The organism is Bordetella genomosp. 10, from assembly GCF_002261225.1.
Lineage (GTDB): Bacteria > Pseudomonadota > Gammaproteobacteria > Burkholderiales > Burkholderiaceae_B > Bordetella_C.
This window is the reverse complement of record NZ_NEVM01000001.1, coordinates 1,483,058-1,503,127: the sequence shown is the minus strand read 5'-3', so window position 1 is coordinate 1,503,127 and position 20,070 is coordinate 1,483,058. Positions and strand designations below refer to the sequence as shown.

Annotated in this window: 20 protein-coding genes; 9 read left to right on the top strand and 11 right to left on the bottom strand. The window is 67.5% G+C overall.

The features are described 5' to 3' along the window. Positions 1-163: 163 nt before the first annotated feature. The gene (locus tag CAL29_RS06520) at positions 164-847 is read right to left on the bottom strand and encodes a FadR/GntR family transcriptional regulator (RefSeq protein ID WP_256977227.1); all 684 of its coding nucleotides are present in this window, start codon (positions 845-847) and stop codon (positions 164-166) included. 185 nt (positions 848-1,032) lie between these two features. Here CAL29_RS06520 and CAL29_RS06515 point away from each other — a divergent pair, with 185 nt between their 5' ends. The 5 genes from CAL29_RS06515 (at position 1,033) to CAL29_RS06495 (ending at position 6,859) form a co-directional block, all read left to right on the top strand. After that, complete coding sequence (locus CAL29_RS06515) at positions 1,033-1,911, top strand: fumarylacetoacetate hydrolase family protein (protein WP_094852107.1); 879 nt, start codon at positions 1,033-1,035, stop codon at positions 1,909-1,911. A gap of 141 nt (positions 1,912-2,052) precedes the next feature. Then, a complete protein-coding gene (locus CAL29_RS06510) occupies positions 2,053-3,090 on the top strand; it encodes a Bug family tripartite tricarboxylate transporter substrate binding protein (protein ID WP_094852106.1) in 1,038 nt (345 codons plus the stop codon). Positions 3,091-3,127: 37 nt separating this feature from the next. Continuing rightward, positions 3,128-3,718, top strand: a complete 591-nt coding sequence (locus tag CAL29_RS06505; protein ID WP_094852105.1) for a (2Fe-2S)-binding protein — start codon at positions 3,128-3,130, stop codon at positions 3,716-3,718. Continuing rightward, entirely contained in the window at positions 3,702-5,981 is a 2,280-nt protein-coding gene (locus CAL29_RS06500; protein WP_094852104.1) for a xanthine dehydrogenase family protein molybdopterin-binding subunit, read from the top strand. The genes CAL29_RS06505 and CAL29_RS06500 overlap by 17 nt, the downstream gene beginning before the upstream one ends. Before the next feature lie 182 nt (positions 5,982-6,163). Beyond that, positions 6,164-6,859: a molybdate ABC transporter substrate-binding protein gene (locus CAL29_RS06495; RefSeq protein ID WP_094852103.1), complete on the top strand. Its 696-nt coding sequence runs from the start codon at positions 6,164-6,166 to the stop codon at positions 6,857-6,859. A gap of 179 nt (positions 6,860-7,038) precedes the next feature. Here CAL29_RS06495 and CAL29_RS06490 read toward each other — a convergent pair whose 3' ends face one another. Beyond that, positions 7,039-7,311, bottom strand: coding sequence for a hypothetical protein (locus CAL29_RS06490; RefSeq protein WP_256977226.1), 273 nt, complete (start codon positions 7,309-7,311; stop codon positions 7,039-7,041). A gap of 59 nt (positions 7,312-7,370) precedes the next feature. Beyond that, complete coding sequence (locus CAL29_RS06485; protein ID WP_094852755.1) at positions 7,371-7,622, bottom strand: hypothetical protein; 252 nt, start codon at positions 7,620-7,622, stop codon at positions 7,371-7,373. Between the two features lie 465 nt (positions 7,623-8,087). Between CAL29_RS06485 and CAL29_RS06480 the strand changes: the two genes are divergently transcribed. Beyond that, positions 8,088-8,432: a virulence factor gene (locus CAL29_RS06480; RefSeq protein ID WP_094852101.1), complete on the top strand. Its 345-nt coding sequence runs from the start codon at positions 8,088-8,090 to the stop codon at positions 8,430-8,432. Between the two features lie 168 nt (positions 8,433-8,600). Here CAL29_RS06480 and serS read toward each other — a convergent pair whose 3' ends face one another. From serS to CAL29_RS06465, 3 genes are all read right to left on the bottom strand, one after another. Beyond that, the gene (serS, locus tag CAL29_RS06475; RefSeq protein ID WP_094852754.1) at positions 8,601-9,941 is read right to left on the bottom strand and encodes a serine--tRNA ligase; all 1,341 of its coding nucleotides are present in this window, start codon (positions 9,939-9,941) and stop codon (positions 8,601-8,603) included. Between the two features lie 232 nt (positions 9,942-10,173). Beyond that, a complete protein-coding gene (locus CAL29_RS06470; protein WP_143277624.1) occupies positions 10,174-11,154 on the bottom strand; it encodes a DUF945 domain-containing protein in 981 nt (326 codons plus the stop codon). Positions 11,155-11,174: 20 nt separating this feature from the next. After that, complete coding sequence (locus CAL29_RS06465; protein ID WP_094852099.1) at positions 11,175-13,091, bottom strand: hypothetical protein; 1,917 nt, start codon at positions 13,089-13,091, stop codon at positions 11,175-11,177. A gap of 117 nt (positions 13,092-13,208) precedes the next feature. On the opposite strand from CAL29_RS06465, the gene CAL29_RS06460 reads away from it, so the two are divergent. Beyond that, positions 13,209-14,033, top strand: a complete 825-nt coding sequence (locus CAL29_RS06460; RefSeq protein WP_143277623.1) for a hypothetical protein — start codon at positions 13,209-13,211, stop codon at positions 14,031-14,033. A gap of 35 nt (positions 14,034-14,068) precedes the next feature. On the opposite strand, the gene CAL29_RS06455 is transcribed toward CAL29_RS06460, so the two are convergent. Genes CAL29_RS06455 through CAL29_RS06440 form a run of 4 tightly spaced genes read right to left on the bottom strand, consistent with a single transcriptional unit; the run spans position 14,069 to position 17,188 of the window. Continuing rightward, a complete protein-coding gene (locus CAL29_RS06455) occupies positions 14,069-15,394 on the bottom strand; it encodes a caspase family protein (RefSeq protein WP_094852097.1) in 1,326 nt (441 codons plus the stop codon). Beyond that, positions 15,391-16,101: a hypothetical protein gene (locus tag CAL29_RS06450; RefSeq protein ID WP_094852096.1), complete on the bottom strand. Its 711-nt coding sequence runs from the start codon at positions 16,099-16,101 to the stop codon at positions 15,391-15,393. Before CAL29_RS06450 ends, CAL29_RS06455 begins: the two co-directional genes overlap by 4 nt. A 2-nt stretch (positions 16,102-16,103) precedes the next feature. Then, complete coding sequence (locus CAL29_RS06445) at positions 16,104-16,751, bottom strand: RNA polymerase sigma factor (RefSeq protein ID WP_143277622.1); 648 nt, start codon at positions 16,749-16,751, stop codon at positions 16,104-16,106. Continuing rightward, entirely contained in the window at positions 16,748-17,188 is a 441-nt protein-coding gene (locus CAL29_RS06440) for a hypothetical protein (RefSeq protein WP_094852094.1), read from the bottom strand. Before CAL29_RS06440 ends, CAL29_RS06445 begins: the two co-directional genes overlap by 4 nt. Before the next feature lie 287 nt (positions 17,189-17,475). Here CAL29_RS06440 and CAL29_RS31245 point away from each other — a divergent pair, with 287 nt between their 5' ends. Both CAL29_RS31245 and CAL29_RS06425 read left to right on the top strand, forming a co-directional pair. Beyond that, positions 17,476-18,015 carry a hypothetical protein gene (locus CAL29_RS31245; RefSeq protein ID WP_143277621.1) on the top strand — a complete coding sequence of 180 codons (540 nt, stop codon included), beginning with the start codon at positions 17,476-17,478 and terminating at the stop codon, positions 18,013-18,015. 97 nt (positions 18,016-18,112) lie between these two features. Beyond that, positions 18,113-18,643, top strand: coding sequence for a DUF4755 domain-containing protein (locus CAL29_RS06425; protein WP_094852091.1), 531 nt, complete (start codon positions 18,113-18,115; stop codon positions 18,641-18,643). 63 nt (positions 18,644-18,706) lie between these two features. On the opposite strand, the gene CAL29_RS06420 is transcribed toward CAL29_RS06425, so the two are convergent. After that, positions 18,707-20,011 (bottom strand): replication-associated recombination protein A, encoded by a 1,305-nt coding sequence (locus CAL29_RS06420; RefSeq protein WP_094852090.1) that lies wholly within the window; start codon positions 20,009-20,011, stop codon positions 18,707-18,709. Between the last annotated feature and the right edge of the window lie 59 nt (positions 20,012-20,070).

Genomic DNA, 20,070 nt, shown 5'->3' with positions numbered 1-20,070 from the left:
TTACGCATCTTGTCCAACGGCATAACGGCGCGTCGAGCGTGTCTCTCGAGCGCAAGGCAGATGGACGATGGCGGGTCCGTCCCGATTGTCGACATTCGACCGATGTTCGATACAAATGGCCGGGACGCGGCGTCGCGGCGACGTGGAATATCCGGCCGCGCGTTCACTCGCCGAACAGATTGCGGCGGATCTGCTCCAGGTGTCCTGTCATCAAGGCCGCGGCCTGGGCGGCGTCGCGGTCCCTCAGCGCATCGACGATGGCGCGGTGCTGCTGTTCGTATTCCGCGCGGCGCTGCGGGGTCAGCGAATTGCGCTTGAGGCGTCCCCACTCGCCCTGCTCGCGCGCGCGGTTGGTCAGCTCCAGGATCTGCATGAAGAAAGCGTTGTGCGTGGCCAGCGCGAAGCTCTTGTGCAATTCCCCGTCCCAGTGTTCGAAACCTTCGATCGTGTTCGCGGCCTCGGACTGCTCGATGCAGTGCTGCATGGCCGCGAAGTCCGCCGCGGTGGCGTTGCGCGCGATCATGGGGGGCAGCAGCGGTTCGATCAGGCGGCGGGCCTCCATCAATTCGGCGGGGCTGACCGGCACGTGGAACCAGGGCACGGCGGCCGGCGGCGCGCCCAGCAGCGACTCGGCTTCCTCCGACACGAAGGTGCCGCTGCCCACGGACTGCCGGATCAGGCCGCGCTGGCGAAGATCCGCCAGCACGCGCCGCACGGAACCGCGCGACGCGCCGAAGCGCAGGCTCAATTCGCGCTCGGGCGGCAGCTTCACCCCCGCGCGCAAGCGGCCCGCGCCGATTTCCTCTTGCAGATACCGCGCCAGCTCCCTGGCGCCTTCGGACCGCACGGCGGCTCCGGCTACCCGTTCATCCACGTTCGACGCACTCCCTCTTTCACGCACACCCCGAGACTGGGCGATTCTACCCCAACATGAACCAATTGGTCATCCTGTCGCCCAAAATTTGTATTGATGGAGGGCCATTTTGGTTCTAAATTACGCCCTGCCACAACCAATTGGATTATCAACGAGACATGAAATTCGCCCACATCGCGCTCGACGGCCTCTCCGCCATCGCCTTGGTCGACACGCAATCCCAGCAATTCTGGCCCATCTCCGAGCTGGCGCCCGATTTCCGGGGAGACATGGTCCAACTGGTACATGATTTCGCCCGCCTGCGCCCGCAACTGGCCACCACGCGCCCGGGCAAACCGCTGTCCGGCGTCAAACTGCTGGCGCCCATCGACCAACCCCGCCGCAATATTTTCTGCGTCGGCAAGAACTACCACGAACACGCCGCCGAATTCAGCAAGTCGGGCTTCGACAGCAGCGCCAAGGAAGGCGAGCACGCCCCCGAGGCGCCGGTGGTGTTCACCAAGCCGGCCACCACCGTGATCGGGCCCGGCGCGGCCATTCCCCCGCACAAGCAGGTCACGCGGCAGGTCGACTACGAAGCCGAACTGGCCGTGGTGATCGGCAAGGCCGGCCGCGGCATCCGCAAGGCCGACGCCTTCGATCACGTCTTCGGCTACACCATCGTCAACGACGTCACCGCACGCGACTTGCAGAAACTGCATCGCCAATGGTTCCTGGGCAAGTCCCTCGACGGCTTCTGCCCCATGGGTCCGTACCTCGTCACGCGCGACGAGGTCGATGCCACCCGCCTGGGCGTGAAATGCTGGGTCAATGGGGAACTGCGCCAGAACGCCAATACGGCCGACCTGATCTTCGACATTCCCACGCTGATCGAAACCATCTCCGCCGGCATCGAACTGAAGCCGGGCGACGTCATCGCCACCGGCACGCCGGCCGGCGTGGGCATCGGCTTCAAGCCGCCGCGCTTCGTGCAATCGGGCGACGTCATCCGCATCGAAATCGAAGGCCTGGGCGTGCTTGAAAACCCCGTGGCCTGACGAACGGAATCCGGAGCATCGCGCTCCGCCCTGACCGAAAAGGCGGCGCATGACCGCTGGCACGCCGAGCGCGAGGATACGCGGACCGGCGTGCCCGGTTCCCAACCACGGCCGCCCCGGCGGGTCGTGAGGAGACAATCGATGAATGCCTTTACGTCCTTTGCGGGCATCAAACTCTTTACGGGCTTTGCGCGCGTGGCCTCTCTGACGCGCGTCCGCGTCGCGGCCGCCCTCGTCATCGCCGCGGCCTGGAGCGCCGTTCCCGGTCCCGCCCGGGCCGAGACCTATCCCAGCCATCCCGTGACCATCGTCGTGCCGTTCGGCGCCGGCGGCTCCGCCGACGTCTATGCGCGCGTGCTGGCGCAGCGCCTGGGCCGGGAAACCGGCCAGTCCTTCGTGGTGGAGAACCGGCCCGGCGCCGGCGCGGTCATCGGCACGCAATACGTGGCCAAGGCCGCGCCGGACGGCTACACCCTGCTCATGATGTCGAATACGCAAACGGTGAACGAAACGCTGTTGAAAAGGCGGCCGTACAACCTGATGCAGGACTTCACCGCCGTGGCGCCGGTCAACGAGGCGCCGCTGGTGCTGGTGGTGCGCGCGGGGCTGCCGGTCAAGTCGGTCAAGGAGCTGATCGAGCAAGCCAAGCGGTCGCCGGGCAAATTCAATTACGCCTCCTCCGGCACCGGCACGCCGTATCACATGGCCGGCGAACTGTTCAAGAGCATGGCGGGCATCAACATCGCCCACATCCCCTACAAAAGCAGCGGCGGCGCGCGCACCGACGTGCTGGGCGGCCAGGTCGACATGATGTTCGATGCCGTCAGCACCATGACCGAACTGATACGGACCGGGAAAGTGGTGGCGCTGGCGACCACGGGCAAGGAACGCTCCAGCGTCCTGCCCGATACGCCCACCATGGCCGAGGCCGGCGTACCCGGCTACACCGCGACGATATGGCTGGGCCTGCTGGCGCCCAAGGGCACCCCGCCGGACGTCGTGAACTTCCTGAACGAACGCATCTCGCGCATCGCCGACCAGCCGGACATCCGTTCGGAGTGGGCGCAAAGCGGCGTGACGCCGATGAAGATGACGCCGGCCCAGTTCACGACCTTTCTCAAGCAGGACATCGACAAGTGGGGCGCCATCGTCAAATCGGCCAACATCACGGTCGATTGACCGCGGCGGACGGCGGGAAACCCGGGCGGGAACGATCATGGGCGAAGCGGACAAGGATGCGGGACGGAATGCGGGACCGGGATTGGATTCGGACGCCGGTCCCGGCGGAGACGCGGACGCCATCGCGTTGACCGTCAACGGCCGGCCCCTGTCCCTGCGCGTGGACGCGGGCCGCAGCCTGCTGGACGTGCTGCGCAACGACCTGGGACTGAAGGCCAGCCATTTCGGCTGCGGCGCGGGCCTGTGCGGCGCCTGCATGGTGATGCTGGACGGCCATGCGGTCCCCGCCTGCGATACGCCGATGTGGTCGGCGGCGGGCAAGGACGTGCTCACGGTCGAAGGGCTGGGCAATGCAGACGCCCCGCATCCGGTGCAGCGCGCCTTCATCGCGGAACAGGCGGCGCAGTGCGGCTACTGCACCTCCGGAATGCTCATCGCGGCGGCATCCCTGCTGCGGCGCTGCCCGCATCCGACCGAGGCGCAGATCCGCGCGGGCCTGGAACGCAATCTGTGCCGGTGCGGCACGCATCCGCGCGTCCTGCGCGCGGTGGCCCGCGCCGCGGCGGACGCATCGCCTTCGCACGCCCCCGTCCAGGGCAGGAGCAGCGACGATGGACAACGCCAATAGCGCCCTGCCCTTCAGCCTGCGCGCCAACCCGCGCCTGTCGACGTGGCTGGGTTTCGATCCGCCCGGCCGGGTACGTGTGCGCTCGGGCAAGGTCGAAATCGGCCAGGGCATACGCACCGCGCTGGCGCAGATCGCCGCCGAGGAACTGGACGTGGCGTTCGCGCGGATCGACATGGCGCCGCCGCGCACCGCGCTCAGCCCGGACGAGGCGGTCACCTCGGGCAGCCTTTCCATCCAGCACTCGGGCGAGGCGCTGCGCCATGTCTGCGCGCAGGCGCGCGCGTTGTGCCTGACCCACGTGGCCGCGGCGCACGGCCTGCCGGCGCGGGCGCTGCGCGTGGAGGACGGCGTGTTCCTGCACGGCGCGGACCGGCTGGGCAGCTATTGGGAAATCGATGCGGCCGTGCTGGATTGCCCGGCCGACCCGCAAGTCGTCCCCAAGGCCGGCGCCGCCTATCGCGAAGTCGGGCGATCGCGGCCGCGCGACGACATCGCCGAAAAGGTCTATGGCCGCTATCGCTACATCCACGACATCGAGCTGCCCGGCCTGCTGCACGGACGCATGCTGCGCCCGCCCTCGCCCGCCGCCCGGCTCCTGGCGCTGGACGACACGGAGGTGGCCGCCTGGCCGGGCGTGATCGCGGTGCCGCGCGACGGCACGCTGGCCGGCGTCATCGCAGCACGGGAAGACCTCGCGGAGCGCGCGCTGGCCCGCCTGGCCGCCGGCGCGACCTGGGACGAGCCCGCCACGCTGCCGGACGCCGCAGCCCTGCCGGCATGGCTGAAGACACTGCCCTGCGACACGCTGCAATGGCGCGGCGGCACGGCTGCCGCGACCGAAGGCGACGGCGCCACACCGCCGCGTAGCCCGCGCGCCGCCCAGGACATCGCGCCCACCGTCCTCGAGGCAGCCCGTTCGCCTGGCGCCGCGCCGGCGCCAGGCGTGGGCGCCGGCGCGGCGGCCGCGGTCCGCACCTTGCGCGCCGCCTATTCGCGGCCCTTCCTCAAGCATGCGTCCATCGGACCATCCTGCGCCCTGGCGCGCGACGACGGCGCGCGGCTGGAGATATGGACGCACAGCCAGGCCATCTACAACCTGCGCCGCGACCTGGCGCTGGCCCTGCGGCGTTCCGAAGACGCCATCGTGGTCGAGCACGTGCAGGGCGCCGGCTGCTACGGCCACAACGGCGCCGACGACGTTGCCTACGACGCCGCATGGCTGGCCGGCCACTGTCCCGGCCGGCCGGTGCGCGTGCAATGGTCGCGCGCCGACGAACTCAACTGGTCTCCGCTGGGACCGGCGATGGCCGTCGAACTGGAAGCCGACGTCGGCGCCGACGGCCGCATCCTGGCCTGGAGGCACGCGGCCTGGAGCCCCGGCCACGGCTTGCGTCCGGGGCGGGCGCCATCGCCCACGCTGCTCGGTAGCTGGCATCTGGCCACGCCCTTTCCACGCCTGGACGCGGTCGACGCGCCGCGCGCCGTGGGCGGCGGCATGGACCGCAATGCCGAGCCCGGCTATGCCTTCGCCCGCGTGGACGTGGCCTGCCACCGCGTGCGCGACGTGCCCTTGCGCGCGTCCGCCCTGCGCGCGCTCGGCGCCCACGCCAACGTCTTCGCCATCGAATCCTTCATGGACGAACTGGCGCAGGCCGCCGGCATGCACCCGCGCGACTATCGGCTGGCGCACATCGAAGACCCGCGCATGGCCGCGGTGCTGCGCGCGGCCTGGCGGGCCAGCGACCTCGCCGAGGGCCAGGACGGCGCCTCGCCGGACGGCGACAGCGTGCGTGGCCGGGGCTGCGGCGTCGCCCGCTACAAGGGCACCGGCGCGTATTGCGCGGTGGTCGCGCACGTGGAGGTGGACGACCAGGTGCGCTTGCGCGCCTTGCATATCGCGGTCGACGTCGGCCTGGCGATCAATCCCGACGGGGTGCGCCAGCAGATCGAAGGGGGCGCCCTGCAGGCGGCGAGCTGGACCTTGCAGGAAGCCGTGCGCTTCGACGCCACCCGCCTGCTCGACGGCGATTGGGAAAGCTATCCTATCCTGCGCTTCAGCCAGGCGCCGCACGTCAGCGTCGACATCGTGTCCCGGCCCGCCGACGCGCCGCTGGGCGCCGGCGAAGCGGCCCTGGGGCCCACCGCCGCGGCCATCGCCAACGCCGTGGCCCAGGCCCTGGGCGTGCGCGTGCGCGACATGCCGCTGACGCCGGACCGCATCATGCAGGCGATGAACGATGAGGAAACGAATGCCGATGGATAGGCCCACCCCAGAATGGGCCCACCCCCTACCGCGCTGCGCGCGGCCCCCTCAAGGGGGCGGCGTTGGCGGACCGGCAAAGCCGGATCCGCTACGCCCAGGATGAGTACCGAGGCTTGCGCCCGGCCTTTTTTTGAGATCTGCCCGGTCCGCCCACTAGACCGGGGCAAACGTGAAGGAAAGAGATGGAACTGCATTTATTCAGCGGCGGCGCCGCGCAAGCGGTGGTCAACGGGCTGCGGCCGGCTTTCGAGGCCGCGCATGCCTGCACGCTGGCGCCCACCTTCGGCGCGGTCGGCGCCATGCGCGACAAACTGCTGGCCGGCGCGCCATGCGACCTGGTGATCCTGTCGCAGACCCTCATCGACCAGTTGAGCGGGCAGGGCCATCTGGTCGACGGCAGCGCGCGGCCGCTGGGCCGGGTCGAAACCGGCGTGGCGGTCTGCGCCGGCAGCCCGCCGGTGGACGTCGGCAGCGGCGATGCCCTGCGCGCGTCCCTGCTGGCTTGCGCCGGCCTCTACGTCCCGCACCTGACCCAGTCCACCGCCGGCATCCACATCGCCGGCGTCCTGGACAAACTGGGGCTCACGGCGGCCCTGGCGGACCGCATCCACGAATATCCCAACGGCAACGCGGCGATGACGGCCATGGCCCAGGCCGGCACGCCGGGGCTGGTCGGCTGCACCCAGGTGACGGAAATCCGCTATACGCCGGGCGTTACGCTGGTCGGCAACCTGCCGTCCGGCTGCGGCTTGAGCACGGTCTACACCGCCGCGGTCTGCGCCCGCGCCGCCGCGCCCGCGCTGGCAACGGAATTCGTGCGCGCCTTGAGCGAACCGGGATCGGCATCCTTGCGCAGGGAATGCGGCTTCGGCGTCTGAAGGTGCCAGAGCAGGCGCCGCAAGGCACATGAGCGCGCACAACGAGCGCCGCCCACGCATCATGCGGGCTACGCACCGAGCGCGACTCTGCGCATCAGGCGCCGCGCATCATGCCGGCATGCACGCCAAGCGCGGCCCCACGCATTACGCGGGCGCCGGCGAGAACGTTCCGATGTTCGCTAACGCCGCAATACCCGGCGCATGGCGAGCGTCGCCGCCGCGGATATCACCAGGGTGAACATGAAAGCCGCACAGGCAAGCAAGACGGCCTGGTCGGCGACGGGGCCGTCGCCGGCGAAATGCAGGACGCCACAGGCATTCAGGGTGGCCAGGACCACGCAAGCGCCCAGGGAATTTGCCCGATTGCGGAAGACGGCGGCGAACAGGCCGCCGCCGACGATGGCCAGGCCCACGATGGTGGCCATGCCCCAGTACAGGTTTTCATATTGCACGCCGCCGTCCCTCCCTTGGACGAGGGTGCAGTGTAAGGGGGACGATGCGGAGTGTCGATTCAGGCGGCGCCGCGCGAATACTCCGGCTCGCCATTGGCGCGTACGCCGCGGATGCCCTTGAACAGCATGGCGCAACGCGCCTCCGCTTCGTCCTGGTTGGAGAACGCGCGCCCGTCCACGTCCATCAAGGGCCAGCACTTCTCCGGCGCATTGGCGCCGACCTTGCGCGTCCAGACCTGGATCAGGTACTTGCGATTCACGGCCTCGACCGCGCAACGCACCCGGAAACCATTGACCGTTCGAGTATTCATGATGCGATTCCCCTGGAGCAGAACCGACCGCTCCACCGTTCCCACCATGGACGGCGCTGAGGCGTATCAGTCAGGACAGGATTGTGCCGACCTGATTCGACACCTTTATTGCGTAGATGCAAGGAAAAGCGAACAGTAATTTCAAAATGAGTGACGCCCTGCGCTGCTTGCGTCTCTGGTCCCCCCACTTTCCGTCCATTATCCGATATGTAAGAAAATGAAAAAGCACTGCCCGCCACCCCTTTATGGCCCACCTGTTTCACCGGATTTCGGAACCCGATGCGTCCCTCGGCGGTCAAATCCTCAAGAAGCCTCAAAACCACAAAAAACCCCAATCTCTCCTGGGAATTGTAGTGGTTTGTCGCCACTTCTGTGGAGTTTGCAAGGTACAGATGAGGTGGTTTGACGGACAATGAGGCCGTTGATTATTAACTTGGCCGCTAGACGGCAAAGCGTAGGTACATCATGAAAAAGCATTGGCTGATTGCAGGGATGGGGGCCGCCGCCCTGATGATTTCCAGCGCGGCCATGGCGCGAGTGGATGTCGGCATCGCCATCGGCGTGCCGCCGCTGGTGGTCGGACCGCCCGCCTATGTAGCGCCCGCGCCGGTTTACGTGGCGCCCCCGCCTCCCGTCTACGTGGCCCCGGCGCCGGTATATGCGCCCCCGCCCGTGATAGTGGCTCCCCGTCCCTATTACTACCCCGGCCCCGTCATCTACGGCGGGTGGCACGGTGGCTACCGTGGCGGGCCCCGTTATTACCACGGCGGCCCCGGCCCTTACCGTGGCGGCCCGGGCTGGCACCGCTAAGCGCGGCGGCGCGTACCGTGCGCCGCGCATGGCCCGCCAGGCCTCCGCACCGAGGCCTGGCACACGACGATAAGAGGACAAAAAAACGCTGCATGGGCGACCATGCAGCGTTTTTTTTGTCGCTGGGCAGGGGCCAAGGCCAAGGCCCCCCCTTCTCGCAGCCGGCGCTCAGCCACCCAGGACGTCGACGCCGCCCATATAGGGGCGCAGCACTTCCGGCACCACGATGCTGCCATCGGCCTGCTGGCCGTTTTCCAGCACCGCCACCAGGGCGCGGCCCACGGCTAGGCCGGAGCCGTTCAGGGTGTGCACGAACTCCGGCTTGCCCTGGGCGTTGCGGAAGCGGGCCTGCATGCGGCGGGCCTGGAAGCTCTCGCAGTTCGACACCGACGAAATCTCGCGCCAGGTGTTCTGCGCCGGCAGCCACACCTCCAGGTCGTAGGTCTTGGCGGCGCCGAAACCCATGTCGCCGGTGCACAGCAGCACCACGCGATACGGCAGGCCCAGCAACTGCAATACCTTTTCGGCGTGGCCGACCATCTGCTCCAGCGCGTCATAGGACGTATCGGGACGGACGATCTGCACCATTTCGACCTTGTCGAACTGGTGCTGGCGGATCATCCCGCGGGTGTCGCGGCCGCCGCTGCCGGCTTCGGAACGGAAGCACGGCGTATGGGCGGTCAGGCGCAGCGGCAGGTCGGGGTCGGCCAGGATGCTGTCGCGCGCCACGCTGGTCAGCGTGATCTCGGAAGTCGAAATCAGGTACTGGTCCTCGCGGACGTAGCTCTTGCCCTGCTCGTCGACCTTGGCGTCATCGTCGCCGCCCTTGCTGACCGCGAACATGTCGTCCTTGAACTTGGGCAACTGGCCGGTGCCGTACAGCGTCGAGGCATTGACGATGTACGGCGTATAGCATTCCGTGTAGCCGTGCGTGTTGGTCTGCAGGTCCAGCATGAACTGCGCGAGCGCCCGGTGCAGGCGGGCAATGGGGCCGCGCATGAAGGAAAAGCGCGCGCCCGACAGCTTGGCCGCCATATCGAAATCCAGCCCCAGCGGCTCGCCCAGCGTGACGTGGTCCTTGGCCTCGAAACCCAGCGGCGCCGGATTGCCGTCGGCGCCGGCCTTGGGCACCCAGCGGCGCACTTCGACGTTGTCGTCGCTGGAGCCGCCCTGCGGCACGCTGGCGTGCGGCAGGTTGGGAATCGCCATCAGCCATTCGTTCAGGCTCCCCTGCACCTCGGCCAGGTCTTCCTCCAGTTGCTTCAGGCGCACCGGCACGGCCTGCGATTCGGCCATCACGGCCGACGCATCCTCGCCCTTCGCCTTGAGCTGGCCGATCTGCTTGGCCAGCGCGTTGCGCCTGGCCTGCAAGGACTCGGTCTCGGTCTGGACGGCCTTGCGGCGAGACTCCAGCGCGTTGAAACGTTCCGTGTCGAAGTCGACGCCACGGCTCTTCAGCCGGTCGACGACGGTTTGCAGTTCCTTGCGCAGCAGAGTGGGGTCTAGCATGATGATCCAGCGTGAGTTGAACGAAAGGCGGGACGCGGGTCCCGCGATGGCGGGCCCTGGCCAGCGGCCGGCGTCGGCCTCGGCGCGGACGCGCGGATCGCGCGGCGGGGACAGCCCGAAAACCGCCATCCGGCTGATTTTACTGTCCCGGCGAGGATACCCTACTCGCCCGGCGGTGCGCGGCCGGGAACCACAGCGGCTATCCAGCCCGCCCGGCCTGCCGCGCCCGGCGTCAGTTGCTCAACGACGGCGCGAACAAGGCCAACGGTTTCTGGTAATTGCGCCAGTCGACCGACCACAACTCCGCGAGCGCCACCGGCGAACGGGCATTGGTCTCGATCTTCAGCGTCTTGTCGTCGCCGCCAAGAAAATTGGCCAGCGCCTTGCAGGCATCGTCATTGTCCTCGGCGCCGGCCAGCAGTTTTTTCTTTTCGCACAGCGTGCGCAACCCCTTCACCGAATCGGAGAACTGCTTGTCGCGCTGCTTGCCGGCGCTGCCCTCGCCCGGCACGAGCGGGACGTCATAGCGCTTGTAGAGCGCGATGCTGCGCTGGACGTAGCCGTCGTCCTTCAACTTGATGCCGAGGCTCTTGATGCGCACGTCTCCCAGCGCAGCGAAACCCCGGTCCGGCCGGCCCAGGCCGCCAAGAGCGATGCCCACCAGCATGCCGCCCATCGCCGAGGGATCGGACACCAGGGCGGTGGCCGGCCCCAGGCGTTCGAGGCTCAGGGACAGATCGACATTGAAGGCTTGCGGCTGCTGCAATCCGATACTGACATCGGCCTTGTCGTCGTCACGCCGGTAATCCCAGCGGACGTTCAAGGTCGCCGCCGGCAGGTCGGCCTTGCCGGCCTGCAGGAAAACGTCGAACTGCGCCAGCGGACTCTTGCCGTCGGGCAGCGTGGCGTTCTCCAGCACCACGTCGCCGCTCTGGCGGTCGCGATCGTCGCGCAGGTCGGAAACCCGCACCCGTTCGATCATGGCCATGGGCTTGCCCGGCGGACCGATGGTCACCTCCTTGATCGTGGCCGAACCGAAGATCGAGGCCGAGACGCTTTTCCACTGGACGTTGCCGCGCTGGCCGTTCTTGTCCAGATAGGCCACCAGGCGATCCTCGGCCTTGCTGGACGCGTAGGCGCCCAGGCCGAACCAGATCACGCCCAGCGCGACCGCCACACCACCCGCAACCAGGGCTTTTTTCTGCTTCATCATCTATCTCTGTCCGTCGGGTATCAGGGCTGCTCGGCCTGTTGAATGATTTCGCGGGCCTTTTCGGGCGTCCAGTCGGGCAGGCCCAGCATCATGCGGGCGCCGACCAGCGGATCGTTGAGGTCGGCGCAGCCATCCTTCTGGCAGGCAAATGGCGCATTCTTGTCCAGGGTCAACAGGGTCAGCGGCAGGCCGTCGTCGTCCTTGCGCCCGGTGTCCAGACGGGTCTGGCCGGAGACCAGATACCAACCCTTCTTCAGATTCTTCTGGCCGACCAGGCGCATGTCGTACGGCCAGTCCAGCACGGCATCCTGGTCCTTGTCGCCGTCGACATGCACGACCAGGCGGACAGGCCGGGCCCTGCCTTCCATCATCCCGGCGTACTCCGATCCGATCACGGGCGTGTAGCGCGGGCTCTGCTGCATATTCGCAAGCATGCCGCCGGCATTCTGCCTGGCCTGCTCCACCAGGTTGTCGTACTGGCGCAGGTTGTCCCTTTCGCGATAGGCCTGCTGGCGCAGTTCGTCACGCTTCTTGCGCGCGGCCAGCTCATCGCGGCGGAACAGGAAGTTCTGTGCGTACTGCAGGTTGTAGCGCCATTCGCCGACCACGTCGCCGCGCCAGCTCACCGAGCGGTTGGCGTCGATCATGTAGACCAGGCTGTCGCCGTTGTCGGCGACGATGCCGCGGTCAAAGTTGTCCGCGAACACGAGGCGCACTTGGCCGCCCTGCGGCAAGACCGTGCCGGCCACGCGCAAGGCCTGGTCCACGGCCACCTTGATATCGGCAGCGTTGCGGAAGGCATCGGACTGGGTGGTCAGCACGTCGATGCGGTCCACCGCCCACGCATCCAGGCCATTGCCGTAAGTCCTGCGCGAACCGCGCGCCAGGTATTGGAAACGCGTGCCGTCGCCGCCCAGGTCGAACCAGAGCGTGCCGTTATCGGCGACATGCGCCAATCGGGAGGCGTTGACGTTGTTGATGAAGGGAAAACCGCCCACCAGCCAGATGTCGCCGGTCTGTCCCAGGCGGGCGCCGTCAGAGCGCTCCAGGCGCAGCTTGCCCTTGCCGGTGAGATAGCCCTGGGCGTCGCAAGCCAGGCCTTCGGACTTCAGCGTCACGTAATTCTGCGGGATGTCGCCGAAGTTGAAGGTGGAAACGACCTTGCAGCCATTCTGGTCCTGCATGACCTTGAGCAGCCTGGTGCCGGCCAGCACCTGATCGGGCGCCGGCGGATTCCAGCCGGCGATGCGGGCGGCCACGGGGGCCGGCACGGCGGCGGGGGATGGGGCCGCCAACGCGGGAGCCGAGGACTGCGGGACAACGGACGCGGCGGCCTGGGGCGCGGTGGCCGCCGCGGGTTGCGGGGCAGCCGGCGCCGCGGGCGGCGGGGCGGCGGCGACGGACTGGGGAGCGGCGGTCGCGGGAGCGACGGGCGTAGCCGGGGCGGCGGTTTGAGCGGCGGTTGCCGGCGCAAGGGCCGGAGCCGCGGGCGCGGCGGCAACGGGAGAGGGCGGCACGGTAGCCGCGGCGGGGGACTGGGCTGCCGCCGGCGCGGCGCCGGCGGCCACGGGCGCCGCCTGCGTAGCCGGCGCGGCGTCGGCCTGCAGCGTCCAACCGGCAGCTTGGGCGCTACCGCCCTGCCCGGTCAGCCGGCCCGACTTGTCGGTCGCCGTCCAGCGCAGGTCGACGGCCTGGGGACATTGCTTGCCCAGCAGCACGCCCACCTTGGGCAACAGGCGGGCCAGCGCGGCCGGGTCGGGCGCGCCGCCATAGACCGCGCGCAGCGCCAGGTGCGGGCTGCACCATGCGGCGCCCGCATGGTCGATGAATATCTCGATGTTCTCAGCTTTGGAATAGGCCAGGCGATAAGCCTCGGCATGGACCGCCGGTGCGCCAAAGCAGGCCGCCAGGGCGGCGACCATGCAGACTTTTTTCATTTCCTCTCCAACCCCGCTAAACCTTGTAAACTTCGGCACCAATTATACATTTTGATGTAATTCGCATCACTCGTGCATATTTGTGCGCGGGCATGCCGCCGCTATTAAGGGTTAGCCATGCAGACGACCGGAGCAGTACCAGAACAACGAGGCGCGATCGGCATGGCCGCGCGCCGGCTGATCGCCGCGGCGGCCGCGGGATTGACCGCGCTCCTGGCGGGCTGCGTCAGCAATGGCAACGGCAACATGACCCTGGACTTCGGTGAAGTGCTGGCCCAGGACCAGCAGACCTTCACGGTCAACGGCGAGCGCGCGGCGCGGCGCCGCTACGTGGACGGCAGCTATGACATCAAGCTGTACCAGCAGCGCAAGGTGATGGATCTGGGCCTGCCCAAGAACGCCGCGCCCACGGTGGCCAACGTGGCCGACGTGGCGGGCGCCACGCTCATCACCCTGGACGTGCCGCAGGCCGATTGCGCCCACGTGTACAGCATCTACCAGGTCATGGGCGGCCAGTCGCGCAAATGGCAGAACAGCTATCGCAGTTGCGAGGCGCCGCTGGCCTTCAATGTGGTCAACGGCCAATGGACCGCGCGCCAGACGGTCCGACCGCGCGTGGGAGACCCCTACATCCTGGTCTACCAGGACGGCAATCTGTACACCCGCACCCTGGCGATGGCCAAGCCCGCCGTGGCGAAGAAGAAGGCCCCTGTCAGGACGGCGCGCAAGCCGGCGTCCAAACCCGCCGACAGCGCCTCCAATCTCGATGCGGTGGCCGCCCCGGCCGCCGCCGACCTGGATGCCGTCGCCGCGCCGGCCGTGGCCTCGGGCGGCGGTGGCGGCGGCGCCGACCTGGACGCGATCGAGGCGCCGGTCGGCAAGGTCAATACGGCCGGCCTGAAGGCCGATCAGGCCAACCCGGTGAAGATGAAGGACGAGTAGGCCGGACGGGTATATATAGCCCATGGCGTCGAGCCTTACGGGCGCGGCAAGGCCGCGCCCTGGTCGCGGATGATCTGCTGGAACACCGACGCCAGGTCCGAAGGATCCGGGGCCTGCCCCATGCGGGCGCGCACGTCGAACAGGTCGAGGGCGGCCCGTTGATGGCCGGCGCCGGCGGCCTCCTGGAACAAGCGCTCGGCCTGGCCGTAGTTCCTGGGCGCGCCGCGCCCCATGGCGACCAATTCGCCAAGATAGGTCTTGGCCGGCACGAAATCCCGCTGCACGGCGCGCCGGTACCAGGCGACCGCCTGCTTTTCATTGGCCTGGCCGTGCGTGCCGGACTCCGCGATCAATCCCAGCGTGGTCAGCGCCACCACGTCGCCCGCCTTGGCCCTGGCCTGCAAGGCCGCGTAGCGGGGCTCGTCGACATAGCGCGCGCCGAATTCGATCTCGCGCTCCCATTCCGTCATGCGCCGCCGGATCAGGTCCGGCCCCAGCGAGGGGGCGGCGCCCCGCCCCGCCGAACCGGAGGCCGCGCCGCCCGCCCGCGGCGTCGCGACGGTGTGGGCGTCTTCGAGGGCCGCCAGGCGCACGGTGCCGACCAGGCTGCTTTCGTAATGGGGCACCTGGCGGTAGGACGTCGCCACCTGCACGTCGGCGGTCAACTGCTTGAAGATATTCTCCACCGCCGCCCCGCCGTCGGCCGCGTCCAGCGCCTGTGCGAAGTAATACGCATAAGGGCTGTGCGGCGGGCCGCCGTCGCCGAATCCGTCCTCCGCGGTCGCGCCCGGCTGGGTCGAATATGCCACCAGTTCGCCACCCGCCGGCACGGCGCGCGCCAGGCCGCCGGCGGCCGGACCGCGCGTCAACGCAGTGCGGCAAGCGTCGATAACGAGCAGTCGCGCGCGCACGCCGGCGCGGCGCAGCGCCAGCGTGACGTTCTGCAGGCTCAACCCGCGCTGTTGCGCCAGCGAGGCCGTGAGGGCGTCCAGGGGAACGGGTAAATCGACGCCGAACAGGTAGTTGATGCCGTCCACCGCCGCCGCGTGGCCCGCGAAATAGAACAAGGCGATGCCGCCCCCCTGGCTGCGCCGGGCGAAATCCTGCACGCTCTCGCGCATTTGCTCGACGGTCAGGTCGGTCAGCAAGGTCGTATCGATGCCGCGCCGGCGCAAGGTCTCGGCAACGAGGCGGGCGTCGCCGGCGGGATTGCGCAGCGCATTGGCGGCAACGCCATAACGGGCATTGCCGATCACCAGCGCCGTCGGACGCACGGCCTGCGCGATGGCGCGCCGAGGCCGCAGGAACGCGGCGAGCGTCGCCGCCCCGGCGGCGCGCAACAGATTCCGGCGAGCGCTCATTGCCCGGCCGCCGGACAAGCGCCCGCGGCCAGCGGCGCCGACGCCGAAGCGCCCAGCGCGACCGCGGCGTCATGCAACGAGCTTTCGCGCTTGGCGGCGAAAACGAAATAGCCGTCCGCGTCCGGGCCGGACACCACCGTCACCGCATACTGCGTGAGGGTTTCGCGCAAGCGCGCGGCGGCCAGGTCATCCGGCAAGTTGACGCGCAAGCGCGGGCATGCCGCCTCCGCGCCGCGCGTCAGCGGTCGGTCGCCAGGCCTGTCGCCGGACGGGGACAACATCGGGAGGACCATGACGGCCGCCAGCACCGCGGCCGTAGCCCACCCTAGCGGCAAGCCCAGTCCAGGCGATCCGCTGCCCAGCAGCAAGCGCCGCAGCCAGCCGCGGGTTGCCTGGGTCCCGGTTGCCTGGGTCCCGGTTGCCTGTGTTCCGCTTGCGCGTGATCCGGTTGCCCCTGCTTCGGTTGCCGTTGTTCCCGCATCCGTCGCCTGCGTTTGCGCCGGCTCGCGCACCTGGCGCATGATCGCCTCGAAGCGCGCGGGACGATCCCGATCGTTATGCGCCAATTGACGCGCGGCCGCCAGCGCCAGCCACTGCTCCATGGCGGCCCGCAGCGCGGGATCGCGCGCCATCTCCCGTTCGAAGTCGCCTCGTTGCGCCGGCGTCATTTCGCCGGACAGGTAGGCTAGCAAACGTTCGTCGGACATGGTCAACGCAGCCTCCGCTGGACGCATTCGATCACCCGCTTTCTGATGCGATGCAGTCGAGTCTTCATATTGCCTGGGCTCGTCTCATTCAATTGGTCGGCGATAGTGGCGATAGGGACCTGGTCCAGATACATCTGCAGGGCGTCATAGTCGGGGCCGTCGAGTTTTTCCATGCACGCCTGGACGCTTTTCAGGAATTCGCTTTGCTCGAGCGAGCCCACGGGATCGCCGGCCAGCGTCTCATCCGCGATTTCTTCCAGGGCAAACGGCTCTTCATCGGACGTGCCGCCGTCGCCCTGGCGAAGAAGGCCGGCAAGCCGCGTCAGTTCGTTCCTCGCGCTGACGTAAAGATAGCCGCCGAACACATGCGTGACCAGTTCCGCCGCCGTCCAGCCCGCGCTGGGCTGGTTATGCCGGAAGGCATCGTCATGGAACGTCTTGCTTCCCAATAATTGGAGGAAAGCCTCGTTGAACGCATCCACGACCAACTCCGGCGGCACCCTGAAGAACTTGCGCCGCAGTTGCGCGGTAATCCGGGTTTCAGCCAGATAGTGCAGCGACTGCGCGTATTTCTCGTCGCGCCGCATGGTTTCCAACAAGGCGGCGACATTGTCGATCCGGTGCCGTTGCTGTTCCTGTGGGTCCCTCATTGCCGGGACCCCCGCTCGGCCGCGGGCGCCTTCATGCGTTCGACGAAATCCTGCGCCATGGTGCGCAAGGACTGGGTCAAGCGAAACAGGCGTTCCTGGGTAAGGAATCCCGGCGTGTCGATCAACAGGGGAACCTGCGCGGACACCCATTGGCCGACGACGGTGTACTCGCCCAGCTTGTAACGGCGCTGGCAATCGGCGGCGACCAATTCGGCGAGCCGGGTCTGGATCATCGTATCGCAGTAATGGAAATTGGGCAGGCTGATGCGGACGTATTCGGGATCGCCATCGTCCAGCAGGACGCAAAAGGTCAGCCCGTCGGCCTTGAACTGCACGAGCCCCCCGCTGCAGGAAGGCGAACCATAGCCGTGGGCGACCAGGAAGGCAAGCAGTTCCTGCCGGAATGCGGCGAGCCGCTTCGTATATGTCGTGCTCATGGCGACTGACGGCCTTCCGCCGCGATGAAGCCTTCGCCCTGGCCGGTACTACGCAAGATCGTGCCACGCATGTTTTTTCCTCGTTCCGGTATGAGATGTCCATCTGGACGTCAGGCCGTTTTTCGTCCTGGTACTCCTACCTAGTCGCGAGGCAAACATAGGTTTCAAGAAAATTTGAACGCGCGGCGGTCGGACTTCTGTATTCCCTCCCATGGATGGCGCAGCCGCGCGTATCCGGAGCCGTGTCCACACGCACTGCGCCGGCGTGGCCTCAGGCAGATAAAAAAATGAAACCTTTTCCCCCTGCTCTCTATAACAAAGGGAGAGCGGCGATTTCCGTGGCCGCCTCGCCGAACAAATCAAAGAGAGAGATGGATATGCGCACCCGGATTCCGTTCCCGTCCAACCGCGAGAAATGCCCCCACGCCACACGGCTGGCGCCGCTTGCCGCCCCCCAATGGGGGCTTTCCGTCTTGGGACGGCCCGGCGGCAAGAAAATCGGGCGCATGACGCACGCCATGCTCGCCGCGCTCTCGGCTGCGTTGCTTGCCGGCTGCTCAGGGGAACCTTCGGATAGCGATGTCACGGCCGCATTTGAAAGATATGTCGAATCGGCCAATGCCGCTGCAAGCAGCATCGCGGGCAAATTGCCCCCCGATATGCGCACGGAACTGAAATCGACAAGGAAGCTCGGCTGCGCCGACGCAGGCGGCGGCGCTTATCTGTGCGACGTGGAGGTGGACATGAAAACCGCGCTAGGCCAGATGAAACGCACCAGCAAGTTCCGCTTTATCAAGGGGTCGGACGGATGGGCGGTGTCGATGTAGACGCGCATGGCAATGACGGCGTCACGCGGTAATTCTCTCCAGGGCCGTCGCGGCATGCCTTGCCGTTGCCGGCTCCCGAACAAACAAGGATTCGACCATGCGTTCTCTCTTCAGGGTGCTGTTCTTCTTCTCCCTCTTTCCCTTTTTCATCGGACTGATTCTCCTGGTCGTCATGGCCTCGGCCGGCGCCGCCGGTCTCGCCATCGGCCTCGCGCTCATGTTGCCGCTCGCCATCGTCCTGCTCTTGAAACGCGTCGCGAGCGGGCGCTACAAGCAAGGGTTCGAAAACACGATCGCTTCATGTGGCGGCGCGAAGTTTGCCGATTTCGCCGACCTGACCGGCATCGCCATTACGAACAACGGGAAGATCGTCCTATGCAATCTGGCAAACGTCAGGGCCTACCCCTTGGAGGACGTCAGGTCGTACAAATGGGCCACCTTCGAGCCGGGGATCGGCGGACGGAAGCACATCGCCACCTTGGCGCAGGAAATGCGGCAGCAGGATGACGGCACCGGATTGTTCCTGTCGGTCAAGGATATTGAAAATCCCAGTTGGCAGATCCGGTTCAAGAAAAAGCCGCAGATCGACAAGTGGTTCGAAATTCTCAACCAGGTGTTCGGGAACTGATGAGTTGGGGAAACAAGGCGGCCGGCCCGGCCAGGGCCGCGGAAAGCGCGCGGCCCTGCCGTCCTATTCCTTGCCCGCGTCCTCGTCCCACTTTCGCAGCAAGGCCAGTTTCTCGCCGATCTTGATCTCCAGGCCGCGTGGCACGGGCTGGTACCAGCCTGGTTCGCGCATGCCGTCGGGGAGGTAGGTCTCGCCGGCCGCATAGGCGTTGGGCTCGTCGTGGGCGTAACGGTAGGCGTGTCCGTATCCCAGTTCCTTCATGAGCTTGGTGGGCGCGTTGCGCAGGTGGACCGGCACTTCGCGGCTGCGGTCCTGCTTGACGAAGGCGCGCGCCTGGTTGTACGCCATGTAGCCGGCATTGCTCTTGGCCGCCACCGCCAGGTAGATGACCGCCTGGCCCAGCGCCAGCTCGCCTTCCGGACTGCCCAGGCGCTCGAAGGTGAGCGCCGCGTCGTTAGCGATCTGCATGGCGCGCGGGTCGGCCAGGCCGATGTCTTCCCACGCCATGCGCACGATGCGCCGCGACAGGTATTTGGGATCGACGCCGCCGTCCAGCATGCGGCTCAGCCAATACAGCGCGGCGTCCGGGTTGGAGCCGCGCACGGACTTGTGCAGGGCCGATATCTGGTCGTAGAAGTTGTCGCCCCCCTTGTCGAAGCGGCGCGCGTTCAGCGTCAGCGCGTTCTCGATGAAGGCGGCGTCGATGTCCGTCACGTTGGCCGCCTGCGCGGCGGCGCTGGTCTGCTCCAGCAGATTGAGCAGGCGGCGCGCGTCGCCATCGGCGAAGCCGACCAGGGTCTCGATCGCCTTGTCGTCGAAGTTCAGGTGCGACAGGACCTGCGCGCGCGCCTTCTCGACCAGGAGCTTCAATTCGTCCTCGGTCAGCGACTTCAGCACGTAGACCTGGGAGCGCGACAGCAGCGCCGAGTTGACCTCGAACGAGGGGTTCTCCGTGGTCGCGCCGATCAGCGTCACCAGGCCCGATTCGGCATAAGGCAGCAACGCGTCCTGCTGCGATTTGTTGAAGCGGTGGATTTCGTCGACGAACAGGATGGTGCGCTTGTGCTGGCTCAGGTTGCGCTCGGCCTGGTCCATGGCGGCGCGGATGTCCTTCACACCCGAGAACACGGCGGACAAGGCGATGAATTCGCAGTCGAAAGCGGACGCGGTCAGGCGCGCCAGCGTGGTCTTGCCCACGCCGGGCGGCCCCCACAGGATCATCGAGTGCGGACGGCCGGATTCGAAGGAGAGCCGCAGCGGCTTGCCCGGCCCCAGCAGGTGCGACTGGCCGACCACCTCGTCCAGCGTCTTGGGCCGCAACGCCTCGGCCAGGGGGGGAATAGGCTTGGCCTTGAAAAGATCGTTCATCGTGCCATTACACCAGATGCGGCGCGAGGAAGGGGGGTGCACCCCCTCCGTCAGCTCTG